Origin of the sequence: Dietzia cinnamea NBRC 102147 (assembly GCF_001571065.1) — a bacterium.
Lineage (GTDB): Bacteria > Actinomycetota > Actinomycetes > Mycobacteriales > Mycobacteriaceae > Dietzia > Dietzia cinnamea.
This window is the reverse complement of record NZ_BCSW01000009.1, coordinates 40,901-53,845: the sequence shown is the minus strand read 5'-3', so window position 1 is coordinate 53,845 and position 12,945 is coordinate 40,901. Positions and strand designations below refer to the sequence as shown.

Genomic DNA, 12,945 nt, shown 5'->3' with positions numbered 1-12,945 from the left:
ACCACGCGGCGCGGCCCGGCCCCGCTATCCCCCGCAGCACCCCGCCGCGCCGCCGCCCGGGCCCGGCCGCAGCTCGCGCGTGACGAGGTTCCGCGCGGCGAGCTCGTCGTCCGCCGGGTAGTCGACCCCGATCAGCGACAACCCGCGCGCGGGCGCCACGGGCACCGCGGAGGACCGCTCGGTCTCCGCCAGCAGCCCGCTGATCCAGTCGAGGCTGCGCCGGCCCTCCCCCACGGCCATCACGGCGCCCACGAGGCTGCGCACCATCGACCAGCAGAACGCGTCCGCGCTGACCGACGCCGTCCACACCTCGGTCGCACCGGGCGCGTCCGCACCGCGCGGATCCGGCTCGGTCCGCCACTCGAAGCGCTGCAGCTCCCGGATGGTGGTGGCACCCTCGCGGCGGCGGCAGAACGCGGCGAAGTCGTGCAGGCCCAGCAGCCGCTCCGAGGCCGCGCGCACCGCCTCGAGGTCCGCGGTGCGGGTCCACGCCGCCGTGTCGCGGGCGCGGGTGGGTTCGGCGCCCCACGGCGCGGTGGTGAGGCGGTACTCGTAGTGACGGCGCAGGGCGGAGAAGCGGGCGTCGAACTCGTCCGGCACCCACCGCGCGTCCATCACGGCGATGTCCGCGGGCAGCAGCCGTGCGAGCCTCCGGACCAGCGCCTCAGGGCGCCCGTCCAGCGAGCGCTGGTCGAGCCACGCCGGGTCCACGTCGACGTGGCAGACCTGGGCGCGGGCGTGCACCCCGGCGTCGGTCCGGCCCGCGACGGTCAGCGTGACCGGGTTCCGCAGCACGGTGCCGAGTTCGGCCTCGAGCACCCCGCACACCGTCCGCAGCCCGGGCTGACGCGCCCACCCGGAGAAGTCGGTGCCGTCATAGGCGACGTCGAGGCGGATCCGGCGGGTGCTCACGGCCTACAGACGCTAGACCACGCCCGCGCGCGCCCGCCACACCAGCCCACCGCCGCCCGGTCCGGCACGATGGCCCCATGTCGTCGCCGCGCCCACCGTCGTCCCCGTCCCGACCGGCGCCGGGGTGGTCCGCCCCGTCGGTCCGTCCCCCGCACCGCGCCGCGCGTAGCCGCCCACGCAATGCCGCGCTCCTCGCCGTCGGCGTAGCCGTCGCCCTCACGCTGGGGGCCTGTTCCGGGAGCGACGACGAGGCCCCGCCCCCCGCGTCCCCTCCCGCGCCCACCGACATCGCAGGACCGCCCGACACCGCCGTGGCCCGGTACGTGGCACTCGGCGACTCGTTCGCCGCCCTGGGTCCGACCAACGCCCCGACGAGCGGGCCGGAGGCGTGCCTGCGCTCCACCCGCAACTACCCGTCTCTGCTCGCCGGCGACATCCGGCCGGGCGAGTTCATCGACGCCACCTGCGGCGGAGCGCGGACGGTGGACATGACCGCACCCCAGATCCCCGAGACCCCGCCGCAGTTCGACGCCCTCACCGCCGAGACGGACCTGGTGACCCTGTCGATCGGCGGCAACGACATCGGGTTCGGCGACATCGTGGGATGCGTGATGCGGACAGCCCGAGTCGCCGACGGTGCGCCCTGCCGCGAGCGGCTGGACGGCGTCACCTCGGACGCGCTGGCCGGGCTGGCGGGCCGACTGGATGACGTGTACGCCGGCATCCGCGAGCGCTCGCCCGATGCCCGGATCGTCACCACCGCGTACCTCCCGCTGGTGCCCGAGCTCGACAGCTGCGACTTCGTGGACCGGATGAGCCCCGGTGACGTGGACTGGACGCGCTCCGTCACCGAGCGGATCAACCGGGTCGTCGTGGACGCCGCGGACCGCGCGGGCGCCGCGGCGGTCCTGCCCGACGACGCCGCGAGCCGCCACGCCTGCGCGCCGGTGGCGGGGCGTTACACCGACTTCACCGGCATCGAGACCGCCTCGCACCCGATGCACCCCACGGCTGCGGGGCACCGGGCGATGGCCGAGGCGGTCGCGGACGTGCTCTGACCGGAGGCGTGTACGACGAGGGCCCCGTCTCCGCGGGTGCGGTGACGGGGCCCTGCATCTCGTACCGGGGCGGATCAGGCCTTGTCGGCGTCCGAACCCTCGGCGTGGGTCGCGTCCTCGGACACGGCCTCGGCGGTCTCCTCAACGGCGTCCACCTGGGCGTCGTCGGCGCCCTCGACCTGGTCGGCGATCGGGCTGTTGGCCTCGGCCTCGGCGGTCACGTCATCGGTCGACTCGGCGGCGGCCGGGGCGGCGGCGGCCTTGGAGGCGGCGGCGCGGGTGGCGCGGGAGGCCTCCGCGGAGGCGAGCTCCTCGGTCACGAGCGCGATCATCGCCATGGGCGCATTGTCGCCCTTGCGGTTCTCGAGCTTGACGATCCGGGTGTAGCCACCGTCGCGGTTGGCCGCGCGCGGGCCGATCTCGGCGAACAGCTTGTGCAGGACGTCCTTGTCGCGGATGACCTTGGCGGCCTCACGACGGTCGGCCAGCGTGCCGCGGCGGGCCTTGGTGATGAGCTTCTCCGCGTACGGGCGCAGCAGCTTCGCCTTGGTCTCCGTGGTGCGGATGGCGTCGTGCTCGAACAGCTGGGTGGCCAGGTTCGAGAGGATGAGCCGCTGGTGGGCGGCGGATCCGCCGAGGCGGGCGCCCTTCTTGGGCTTGGGCATCAGATTCTCCTAGGAATGGTGTTCCGGGCGCTCGTCAGAGCTGCTCGGTCTCGGCGTAATCCTCGCCGCCCTCGTCGGTCCACGTCCCGGTCTCGGCGTCGTAGCCGGCGACCGAGGCGGGATCGAATCCGGGGGGCGCGTCCTTGAGCGACAGGCCCAGCTCGACGAGCTTGACCTTGACCTCGTCGATCGACTTCTGGCCGAAGTTGCGGATGTCGAGCAGGTCCGACTCGCTGCGGGCCACGAGCTCGCCCACCGTGTGGACGCCCTCGCGCTTGAGGCAGTTGTAGGACCGGACCGACAGGTCCAGGTCGTCGATGGGCATGCCGTAGGCGGCGATGTGGTCGGCCTCGGCCGGGCTGGGCCCGATCTCGATCCCCTCCGCCTCCTCGTTGAGCTCACGGGCGAGACCGAAGAGTTCGACGAGGGTCTTACCGGCGGACGCCAGGGCGTCACGGGCGGTCATCGAGTTCTTGGTCTCGACGTCCAGGACCAGGCGGTCGAAGTCCGTGCGCTGGTGCACACGGGTCGCCTCGACCTTGTAGGTCACCTTGAGGACGGGCGAGTAGATCGAGTCGACCGGGATCCGGCCGATCTCGTGGCCGGCGTCCTTGTTGAGCCCGGCGGGCACGTAGCCACGGCCGCGCTCGACGACCAGCTCGATCTCCAGACGGCCCTTCTCGTTGAGAGTGGCGATGTGCAGGTCCGGGTTGTGCACCTCGACGCCGGCGGGCGGGACGATGTCACCGGCGGTGACGGCACCCGGCCCCTGCTTCTTGAGGTACATGGTGACCGGCTCGTCCTCGACGGACGAGACGACCAGGCCCTTGAGGTTGAGGATGATGTCGGTGACATCCTCCTTGACGCCCGGCACGGTGGTGAACTCGTGCAGGACGCCCTCGATGCGGATGCTGGTCACGGCCGCGCCCGGGATGGACGACAGCAGCATGCGCCGCAGCGAGTTGCCGATGGTGTAGCCGAAACCGGGCTCGAGGGGCTCGAGCACGAACCGCGAGCGGTTCTCGGAGACGACCTCCTCGGTGAGGGTGGGCCGCTGGGAGATGAGCATGTGCTACCTCTTTCGATTCTCGGCGCCCGCTATTTGACGCCGTGGGAACCCACCGTCGCCGGGCGGGCCGCGGTGTGCGGCCCGCCCGGCGACGAGGGAGGACAGATCACTTCGAGTAGAGCTCGACGATCAGCTGCTCCTGCAGCGGCACCTCGATCTGGGCGCGCTCGGGGAGCTGGTGGACGAGGATCCGCAGGGTCGTGGGGACGACCTGCAGCCACGCCGGGACGGGACGCTCACCGAGCGTCTCCTGGGCGATCTCGAACCAGTCCATCTTGGTGGACTTGGGACGGACATCGATGATGTCGTACTGCGAGACGCGGTAGCTCGGGATGGTCACCTTCTGGTCGTTGACCAGGAAGTGGCCGTGCGCCACGAGCTGACGGGCCTGGCGGCGCGTCCGCGCGAGACCCGCGCGGTACACGACGTTGTCCAGCCGCGACTCGAGGATCTGGAGGAGGTTCTCACCGGTCTTACCGGCGCGGCGGTTGGCCTCCTCGTAGTAGCGACGGAACTGCTTCTCCATCACGCCGTAGGTGAAGCGGGCCTTCTGCTTCTCCTGCAGCTGGGTGCGGTACTCGGACTCCTTGATCCGCGCACGGCCGTGATGACCGGGCGGGAAGGGCCGACGTTCGAATGCGGTGTCTCCACCCACGAGGTCCACGCCGAGACGGCGGGACTTGCGGGTGACGGGGCCGGTGTAACGTGCCATGGTCTAGTGCGTTCCTTCCGGCTCAGACTCGACGCCGCTTGGGCGGACGACAGCCGTTGTGGGGCTGGGGGGTGACATCGGAGATCGTGCCCACCTCGAGGCCGGCGGCCTGGAGGGAGCGGATCGCGGTCTCACGTCCCGAGCCGGGGCCCTTGACGAACACGTCGACCTTCTTGACGCCGTGCTCCTGCGCCTTGCGGGCCGCGTTCTCGGCGGCGAGCTGGGCGGCGAAGGGCGTCGACTTACGCGAGCCCTTGAAGCCGACGTGGCCGGAGGACGCCCATGCGAGGACGCCACCGGACGGGTCGGTGATCGAGACGATGGTGTTGTTGAACGTGCTCTTGATGTGGGCCTGGCCCAGGGGCACGTTCTTCTTATCCTTGCGACGGCCCGTCTTCTTCGGGCCCGCAGCGCGTGACTTGGGGGGCATTACTTCTTCTTTCCGGCGACGGTCTTCTTCGGACCCTTACGGGTACGGGCATTGGTCTTGGTGCGCTGACCACGGACGGGCAGGCCACGACGGTGACGCAGTCCCTGGTAGCTACCGATCTCGATCTTCCGGCGGATATCGCCCTGGATCTCGCGGCGGAGGTCACCCTCCACCTTGTAGTTGCCCTCGATGTCGTCACGAAGGACGGTCAGCTGCTCGTCGGAGAGGTCCTTGGTGCGCAGATCGGGGCTGATACCCGTACGCTCCAGGATCTCCAGCGACCGGGTGCGACCGATGCCGAAAATGTAGGTGAGCGCGATCTCCATGCGCTTGTCGCGTGGGAGATCGACGCCGGCAAGGCGTGCCATGTGGCGTATCTCTTTCGTCGTGCGGTAGGTCTGCTCCCCGACCGTCCCCGATCCGGATGGTCATCTCTCGATGAGCAACCGTCCGGGGCCCCGGCCTCCGCAACCGGGGGTACGAACCCGCCGACCCCTTTCGCGGAGGCGGCGGCTGGTACGGGGAGTTGAGCGTCTTTACTTGTAGCGGTAGACGATCCGTCCACGCGTCAGGTCGTAGGGCGAGAGCTCCACGACCACGCGATCCTCCGGGAGGATGCGGATGTAGTGCTGCCGCATCTTCCCGCTGATGTGGGCGAGGACCTTGTGCCCGTTCTCGAGCTCGACGCGGAACATTGCGTTCGGCAACGGCTCGACGACACGGCCCTCGACCTCGATGGCTCCGTCTTTCTTTGCCATGCTGGTTACGGTCCTCCACGATTCCCCGGATGACGTCTACCGGATTGTGGTGCACTGGTGGGCACACCGACGTATAAGCCTACGCGAGGTCGCTGGTCAGCGCCAATCGCGACGAACCGGCCCGCCCGGCCACCTGTCAGACGTAGCAGGCGCGACCGGCGGGGGCGCCCTCGAACCGCTGCTGTAGCCAGTTCATGGCCGCCGGCAGCTTCTCCACCGCGCCCAACAGATGCTCGGGCGCAAGGCCGGGTTCCCAGGTGACCGGCGCCCCCTCGCGGCAGTACCGCTTCGCCGTCTCCTCCGCGTCCCAGAACGGCACGAGAGGATCGGTGCCGGAATGCCACATGAACACCGGCACCCGCGGCACATCCGGACTGAGGCGGACGCTGTTCTCGGCGAATGCGCGCATGAGCCCCTCCTCCGCCATGAGGTCGCCGCCACGCAGGACCATCGGGACCGACCGGAACGCGCCGAAGGTCAGCAGCGTCGCGGTACACCGGCCCTTCAGCTGGTGGTAGAGATGCCAACCGTCAGGGGTGAGCTTCTCCTCGAGACGGATCGCTTCCGGGTACTCACGGGCCATCCCCACCGCGGCGGCGAACGCCAACCCGAACGCCGGGTGCGGCTGGTTGCCGATCATCCGCGCCATCGTGGTCATGTCCGTCGGGACGCCGCCCTTCGCAACGCCCACCAGGTTCACGTCGGGGGCGTAGTCGTCGTGCAGGAGCGAGACCCAGGCACTGGCGATGCCGCCCCCCGAGTACCCCAGCGCGCCGAACCGGCTGTTCCGGGAATCGAAACGAGGGTCATCCCGCACCGCCCGCATGCCGTCGAGGACGATGCGCCCGGACAGCTGTCCCCCCGGGTATGCGACCTTGGGTCCCAGATGGTCCGGGATGATGACGGTCCAGCCCTGGTCCAGACGGGACCGGAGGAAGACCATGGCGTTGTCCTGCACGGTCTCGAGGGTGGGGTGCACGAGGGTCTCGGTGGGCGCACACCGCTGCCCCAACGCGTTGAGGTAGTGCTGGTAGCTCAGGACCGGGCCGTCGGGGCGGGCGTGATGGGGCCGGACCACGGTCGCGGTGGCCAGCAGCGGCCGGTCCCGAGTGTCCGTGGACCGGTACGCGATCTCGGTGACGCCGTACCCGAGGAATACCGGCATCGTCACGGTCCTGGAGTTGATGACCCGGCCCGGCGCCGCATCCGCGAGCGCCTGCGGGTCAGCGTGGTAGAAGGGTCCGGGCTGCGGGTCCTCCGCGATCGACCCCGCGCCGCCCTCCGCCACGGATTGTGCGGCGGCTCCCTGCGTTACGAGCAGGGCCTGCGCTAGCACGAGGGAGAGCATCACCAGGACCGCGACCGCGGGACGCACTGACGTGGGGAGTTCCCGGGGAACGCGGACGGGTGTTGGCATGCCCTGACCTTTCAGGCCGATCTGAACCGAGAGAACATGCTAACCCGACCGCGGTCGTCCGCGGCCGGCCCCCCGGGCCCGAGCGACGCCGGCCCCCGGGCCGGCCTGCGCCCTCCGGGGCGCGGGACGACCCGCCTCAGCCGAGTGGACGGGGGGTGAGGATCCGGGGCCCGTCCGCTGTGACGGCGACGGTGTGTTCCCAGTGCGAGGCCGGCGAGCCGTCGACGGTGACGACCGTCCAGTCATCCGACAGGGTCCGCGTGTCGGTCTCTCCGCCGAGAACCAGCATCGGCTCGATCGCCAGGACCGACCCCTCCTGGAGGCGCGGTCCCCTACCGGGCTTGCCCTCGTTGGCGAGGAACGGCCATTCGTGCATCTCACGGCCGATGCCGTGGCCGCCGAAACCGTCGACGATCCCGAGTGAGACGCCGTGCCGTTCCTCGGCCCGCCGGGTGGCCACCTCGAGCGCGTGCGACACGTCGGTCAACCTGTTCCCCGGGAGCATCGCGCGCATGCCCACCTCGAGGACCTCACGTGTCGCGTCGTTGAGGGCGGCGACATCGGGCGCGAGGGAGCCCACGCCGAACGTCCACGCCGAGTCCCCGTGCCATCCCTCGAGGATGGCTCCGCAGTCGATAGAGACGAGGTCCCCTTCCCGCAGCACCGTCTCCGGTCCGGGGATCCCGTGCACCACGACCTCGTTGACCGAGGAACAGATGGAGCCGGGGAAACCCTCGTACCCCTTGAAGGACGGTATGGCGCCGGACTCGCGGATCACCTGCTCAGCGACCTCGTCGAGATCACCTGTCGTCGCGCCCGGGACGGCGGCGTCCCGGACCGCGATGAGCGTGCGGCCGACGATGCGCCCCGCCGCCTCCATCGCGTCCAGTTCCCCCGCTGTGCGGGCGGCGACGACGCCCTTGCGCGACCGGCCGAGCACGGCGGGCGTCAGCGACCCAGCGCGGCGAGCGCGCGGGCGTTGATCTCCTCGACCGAACCGACGGCGTCGATGCTCTTGACGTCGCCCGCGTAGTACTCGAGCAGAGGGGCGGTCTCGGACCGGTACACCGACATGCGGTTGCGGATGACGTCCTCGGTGTCGTCCTCGCGACCGCGGGCCAGCATCCGCTGGACGACCGTGTCGTCGTCGACCTTGAACTCCAGCACCGCGTCGAGGGAGCACCCCGCCTCGGAGAGCATGTCCTTGAGGGCGTCCGCCTGCGCGACGCTGCGGGGGTATCCGTCGAGCAGGAAGCCCTCCGCGGCGTCGGGCTCGGCGATCCTGGCCTTGACCATGCGGTTGGTCAGCTCGGCCGGGACCAGGTTTCCGGAGTCGATGTACCCCTTCGCCTCCTTGCCCAGATCGGTGCCCTGCGAGATGTTGGCGCGGAAGAGGTCACCGGTCGAGATGTGGGGCACGCCGAGCTTCTCCGACAACAGAGCCGCCTGGGTTCCCTTACCGGCACCGGGAGGGCCGAGGAGGACGAGACGCATGGTGGGGACCTGCCTTTCTACAGTGGGGTTGCTCGGACGAGGCCGCGGCTACTTGAGGAAGCCCTCGTAGTTGCGCTGCATCAACTGGGCTTCGATCTGCTTCACCGTGTCGAGGCCCACGGAGACCATGATGAGCACGGCGGTGCCGCCGAACGGCATGTTCTGCATGTCGCCACCCCCGCTGCCCATGTCGAGGAAGATGTTCGGGAGCACGGCGATGAGGCCGAGGTACAGCGAACCGAAGAGCAGGATCCGGTTGAGGACGTAGCCCAGGTACTCGGCGGTCGGGCGACCGGGACGGATCCCGGGGATGAATCCGCCGTACTTCTTCATGTTCTCGGCCTGCTCCATCGGGTCGAACTGGATGGCCACGTAGAAGTACGCGAAGAAGATGATGAGGGCGAAATACAGGACGATGTAGCCCCAGCTCGACGGGTTCTGGAGGTACTGCATCACGTAGCGCTGCCAGAAACCGTCACCCGACGGCTCGGGGCCCTGCACCAGCTGGGTGATGAGGATCGGCACGTACATGAGCGACGACGCGAAGATCACGGGGATGACGCCCGCCTGGTTGACCTTCAGCGGGAGGTAGGTCGAGGTCCCGCCGTACTGACGGCGACCGACCATCCGCTTGGCGTACTGGACGGGGATCCGGCGCTGTCCCTGCTCGACGAAGACGACGGCGACGACGATGAGCACGACCGCGAACATGACCGCGGCGAACTTCATCGTCGAGGAGTTCTGGTAGATGTTCACGCCCTCTGCGGGGATACGGGACGCGATGCCGGCGAAGATGAGCAGCGACATGCCGTTGCCGACGCCGCGATCGGTGATGAGCTCGCCGAACCACATCACCAGGGCCGCACCGGCGGTCATGACGATCACGATCGTGATGAGCGTGAGCACGTCGTCGTCCATGAGAACGGACTGCCCGTTACCGAGGAGCTGTCCCCGGTCGGCCAACGCGACGATGCCGGCGGACTGGAGCACGGCCAGCGCGATGGTCAGATAGCGCGTGTACTGCGTCATCTTGGCCTGGCCGGACTGCCCCTCCTTCTTCAGCTGCTCGAAGTAAGGGATGACCACGGTGAGTAGCTGGACGATGATGCTCGCCGTGATGAACGGCATGATGCCGATCGCGAAGACGGACAGCTGCAGCAGCGCGCCACCGGAGAACAGGTTGACCAGGGAGTACAACTGGGCGTTGTCCCCGGTCATCGCGGTGTCGAGCAGGCCGCGCAACTTGGGGTAATCGACGCCGGGCGACGGGATCTGCGCGCCGATCCGGTAGAGGATGATGATCCCGAGGGTGAAGAGGATCTTCTTCCTCAGGTCCCGGTCCTTGATCGCGGACGCGAGTGCGGAGAGCACATGTCCTCCTGGTCGTGGTCGGCCGTGGGCCGCCGGTCGTCGTAAGCAGATGCGCCGGGCGCGGGTCACATGGACCGCACGGCGGATGCCGGGCCCGGAGCGCACAACGGGAAAACTCTATCAAGACGAGGGCAGGGGCCGGATCCGAGACTCTCGGACCCGACCCCTGCGCACCTCAGCGGCCCTCGGCGGGCCTACCGGGGATCAGGCCCCGGCCTCCGACACGCTTCCGCCCGCGGCCTCGATCTTGCTCTTGGCCGACGCGGAGACCTTGTCGACGGTCAGTGTGACGGCGACGGAGATCTCCCCGTCACCGAGAACCTTGACCGGCTGGTTCTTGCGGACAGCGCCCGCGTCGACGAGCTCGGTCACGCCGATCTCGCCGCCGTTGGGGAACAGCCGCTGGATGTCGGACACGTTGACGACCTGGAAGACGACCTTGTTGCGGTTCTTGAAGCCCTTGAGCTTCGGGAGCCGCATGTGGATCGGCATCTGGCCGCCCTCGAACGCCGCGGGGACGTTCTTACGCGCCTTGGTGCCCTTGGTACCGCGACCGGCCGTCTTGCCCCGCTTGCCGCCTTCACCGCGACCAACGCGGATCTTGTCGGTGTGGGCGCCCGGCGCGGGACGCAGGTGGTGCAACTTGATGGTCATTCTCACTCCGTCTCTTCGACCACGACGAGGTGGTTCACGACGTTGATGAGACCCCGGGTCTGCGCGTTGTCCTCACGCACGACCGACTTCCGGATGCCCTTGAGGCCGAGCGTACGCAGGGAGTCCCGCTGGTTCTTCTTGGTCCCGACGGTCCCACGGACCTGGGTGATCTTGAGGTTCGCCATGGTCAGGCCCCCTGTCCGGCACGCGCGCGGAGCATGCCCGCGGGCGCGACGTCCTCGATCGGCAGGCCGCGACGGGCCGCGACCTCCTCTGGACGGTGCAGACCCTTGAGGGCGGCCACGGTCGCGTGAACGACGTTGATGGCGTTGTCCGACCCGAGCGACTTGCACAGGATGTCGTTGACGCCGGCGGCCTCGAGCACGGCGCGCGCGGCGCCACCGGCGATGACACCGGTACCCGGGGACGCCGGACGCAGCATGACGACACCGGCGGCGGCCTCACCCTGGATGGGGTGCGGGATCGTGGAGCCGATGAGCGGGACGCGGAAGAAGTTCTTCCGGGCCTCCTCATTGCCCTTCTGGATGGCCGCGGGGACTTCCTTGGCCTTGCCGTAGCCGACGCCGACCATACCGTTGCCGTCACCGAGGATCACGAGCGCGGTGAAGCTGAAACGCCGACCGCCCTTCACGACCTTGGAGACGCGGTTGATGGTGACGACGCGCTCGATGTACTGCGACTTCTCGTCGTCGTGGCGGCCACGACGGTCGTCGCGGCCCCGCCCGCGGCCGCGGTCGCCGCCGCGCCCCTGGGCGTTGTCGTTGGTGTTCTTGTTGTCTGCGGCGGGTCCGTTGCCTCCGCCGTCACGACGCTGACGTCCCGGCATCAGACGGTCCTTCCATTCGCGGTCAGTGCAGTGGTGTTGATCATCAGAACTCCAGCCCACCCTCGCGGGCGGCGTCGGCGAGCGACGCGATCCGGCCGTGGTACTTGTTGCCGCCACGGTCGAACACGACGGCGTCGATGCCGGCGGCCTTGGCGCGCTCGGCCAGGAGCTGGCCGACCTTCGCGCTGCGGGCCTTCTTGTCGCCCTCGAGGGACCGCACATCGGCCTCGATGGTCGACGCGGCGGCGAGCGTACGGCCCGCCAGGTCGTCGACGATCTGGGCGTGGATGTGGCGCGAGGAGCGGTTGACGACCAACCGCGGACGCTCCGGCGTGCCGGAGACCTTCTTGCGGAGGCGGTAATGGCGCCGGGCCCGACCCTCGCGACGTGCGGTCGAGGCGTCGGTTCCCAGCGGGGAACGCTTCTTGGTGCTGCTCATGATCACTTACCCGTCTTTCCGACCTTGCGACGGACCTGCTCGCCGGCGTAGCGGATGCCCTTGCCCTTGTACGGGTCGTGCTTCCGCAGTCGCTTGATGTTGGCGGCGATCTGGCCCACCTGCTGCTTGTCGATACCGGAGATCGAGAACTTGGTCGCACCGTCGACGGCGAACGTGATGCCCGCCGGGGCGGCGACCGGCACCGGGTGCGAGTAACCGAGGGCGAACTCGAGGTCCGAGCCCTTGGCCACGACGCGGTATCCGACGCCGAAGATCTCCATGTCCTGCTTGTAACCCTCGGTCACGCCCACGACCATGTTGTTGACCAGCGAGCGGGAGAGGCCGTGCAGGGAGCGGTTGTCGCGGTGGTCGTCGGGACGGTTCACCGTGAGGGTGCCCTCCTCGACTGTCACCGAGATGGGCTCGGGCAGCACCTGGGTGAGCTCACCCTTGGGGCCCTTGACCGTGATGGTCTGGCCGTCGACCTTGATGTCGACACCGGACGGGACTGTGATCGGAGCCTTGCCGATACGTGACATTTCGTCGCCCCCTTACCAGACGTAGGCGAGGACTTCCCCGCCCACCTTCTTGTTGTTCGCCTGACGGTCGGTGAGCAGACCCTGGGACGTCGAGATGATCGCGACGCCCAGCCCGCCGAGGACCTTGGGCAGTTCGGTGGACTTGGCGTACACACGCAGACCCGGCTTCGAGATGCGCTTGATGCCCTGGATGCTCCGCTGGCGGGACGGGCCGTACTTCAGATCGATGGTGAGCTTCTTGCCCACCTCGGCGTCGGAGACGGCGTAGTCGGCGATGTAACCCTCCTGCTTGAGGATCGCCGCGATGTTGCCCTTGAGCTTGGAATGCGGCATCGACACGGTGTCGTGGAACGCCGAGTTGGCGTTACGCACACGCGTCAGCATGTCCGCGATGGGATCGGTCATCGACATGGATGGACCATGTTCCTTTCTCGTAACGGTTCCCATGCAACACGCCCGCCCGGCGACCTGTGGGTCGCCCGCGAACGCCGTGGGCCTATCACGAAGAGTGCGAATGTTCTCTTGTATGGGATCCGGCTCCCCGTGGGGCGCTCGGGTGTCCCGCCGTTCACAGTGCTCT

The 12,945-nt window shown here is 69.1% G+C and carries 18 protein-coding genes; 1 reads left to right on the top strand and 17 read right to left on the bottom strand.

Translation table 11 applies throughout. From position 1 onward, the window contains the following. Positions 1-24 precede the first annotated feature (24 nt). The gene (truA, locus tag DCI01S_RS05485; protein WP_061228305.1) at positions 25-912 is read right to left on the bottom strand and encodes a tRNA pseudouridine(38-40) synthase TruA; all 888 of its coding nucleotides are present in this window, start codon (positions 910-912) and stop codon (positions 25-27) included. A 77-nt stretch (positions 913-989) separates the two neighbouring features. On the opposite strand from truA, the gene DCI01S_RS05480 reads away from it, so the two are divergent. Continuing rightward, on the top strand, positions 990-1,970 hold the full coding sequence (locus DCI01S_RS05480; protein ID WP_082767654.1) for an SGNH/GDSL hydrolase family protein: 981 nt from the start codon (positions 990-992) through the stop codon (positions 1,968-1,970). 74 nt (positions 1,971-2,044) lie between these two features. On the opposite strand, the gene rplQ is transcribed toward DCI01S_RS05480, so the two are convergent. The 16 genes from rplQ to rpsH form a co-directional block, all read right to left on the bottom strand. Further along, entirely contained in the window at positions 2,045-2,635 is a 591-nt protein-coding gene (rplQ, locus tag DCI01S_RS05475; protein ID WP_061228304.1) for a 50S ribosomal protein L17, read from the bottom strand. Between the two features lie 34 nt (positions 2,636-2,669). Then, on the bottom strand, positions 2,670-3,704 hold the full coding sequence (locus DCI01S_RS05470; protein ID WP_061228303.1) for a DNA-directed RNA polymerase subunit alpha: 1,035 nt from the start codon (positions 3,702-3,704) through the stop codon (positions 2,670-2,672). Between the two features lie 106 nt (positions 3,705-3,810). Continuing rightward, on the bottom strand, positions 3,811-4,416 hold the full coding sequence (rpsD, locus tag DCI01S_RS05465; protein ID WP_007628084.1) for a 30S ribosomal protein S4: 606 nt from the start codon (positions 4,414-4,416) through the stop codon (positions 3,811-3,813). Between the two features lie 22 nt (positions 4,417-4,438). Then, positions 4,439-4,846 (bottom strand): 30S ribosomal protein S11, encoded by a 408-nt coding sequence (gene rpsK / locus DCI01S_RS05460; RefSeq protein ID WP_043566757.1) that lies wholly within the window; start codon positions 4,844-4,846, stop codon positions 4,439-4,441. Next, positions 4,846-5,214 carry a 30S ribosomal protein S13 gene (gene rpsM / locus DCI01S_RS05455; protein WP_061228302.1) on the bottom strand — a complete coding sequence of 123 codons (369 nt, stop codon included), beginning with the start codon at positions 5,212-5,214 and terminating at the stop codon, positions 4,846-4,848. The genes rpsK and rpsM overlap by 1 nt, the downstream gene beginning before the upstream one ends. A 168-nt stretch (positions 5,215-5,382) precedes the next feature. Next, a complete protein-coding gene (gene infA, locus DCI01S_RS05450) occupies positions 5,383-5,604 on the bottom strand; it encodes a translation initiation factor IF-1 (RefSeq protein ID WP_010541191.1) in 222 nt (73 codons plus the stop codon). A gap of 136 nt (positions 5,605-5,740) precedes the next feature. Beyond that, entirely contained in the window at positions 5,741-7,021 is a 1,281-nt protein-coding gene (locus DCI01S_RS05445) for a lipase family protein (protein WP_082767653.1), read from the bottom strand. Positions 7,022-7,157: 136 nt separating this feature from the next. Next, entirely contained in the window at positions 7,158-7,961 is an 804-nt protein-coding gene (gene map / locus DCI01S_RS05440; protein ID WP_061228301.1) for a type I methionyl aminopeptidase, read from the bottom strand. 8 nt (positions 7,962-7,969) lie between these two features. Then, a complete protein-coding gene (locus DCI01S_RS05435) occupies positions 7,970-8,515 on the bottom strand; it encodes an adenylate kinase (RefSeq protein ID WP_061228300.1) in 546 nt (181 codons plus the stop codon). 48 nt (positions 8,516-8,563) lie between these two features. After that, positions 8,564-9,886, bottom strand: coding sequence for a preprotein translocase subunit SecY (secY, locus tag DCI01S_RS05430; protein ID WP_061228299.1), 1,323 nt, complete (start codon positions 9,884-9,886; stop codon positions 8,564-8,566). Positions 9,887-10,090: 204 nt separating this feature from the next. Then, a complete protein-coding gene (rplO, locus tag DCI01S_RS05425; protein ID WP_061228298.1) occupies positions 10,091-10,540 on the bottom strand; it encodes a 50S ribosomal protein L15 in 450 nt (149 codons plus the stop codon). 2 nt (positions 10,541-10,542) lie between these two features. Then, a complete protein-coding gene (gene rpmD, locus DCI01S_RS05420) occupies positions 10,543-10,725 on the bottom strand; it encodes a 50S ribosomal protein L30 (RefSeq protein WP_007628098.1) in 183 nt (60 codons plus the stop codon). A gap of 2 nt (positions 10,726-10,727) precedes the next feature. Further along, a complete protein-coding gene (gene rpsE / locus DCI01S_RS05415) occupies positions 10,728-11,387 on the bottom strand; it encodes a 30S ribosomal protein S5 (RefSeq protein ID WP_007628100.1) in 660 nt (219 codons plus the stop codon). A gap of 43 nt (positions 11,388-11,430) precedes the next feature. Next, on the bottom strand, positions 11,431-11,826 hold the full coding sequence (rplR, locus tag DCI01S_RS05410; RefSeq protein WP_007628102.1) for a 50S ribosomal protein L18: 396 nt from the start codon (positions 11,824-11,826) through the stop codon (positions 11,431-11,433). A gap of 2 nt (positions 11,827-11,828) precedes the next feature. Continuing rightward, the gene (gene rplF, locus DCI01S_RS05405; protein ID WP_061228297.1) at positions 11,829-12,365 is read right to left on the bottom strand and encodes a 50S ribosomal protein L6; all 537 of its coding nucleotides are present in this window, start codon (positions 12,363-12,365) and stop codon (positions 11,829-11,831) included. 12 nt (positions 12,366-12,377) lie between these two features. Next, a complete protein-coding gene (rpsH, locus tag DCI01S_RS05400; RefSeq protein WP_007628106.1) occupies positions 12,378-12,776 on the bottom strand; it encodes a 30S ribosomal protein S8 in 399 nt (132 codons plus the stop codon). Between the last annotated feature and the right edge of the window lie 169 nt (positions 12,777-12,945).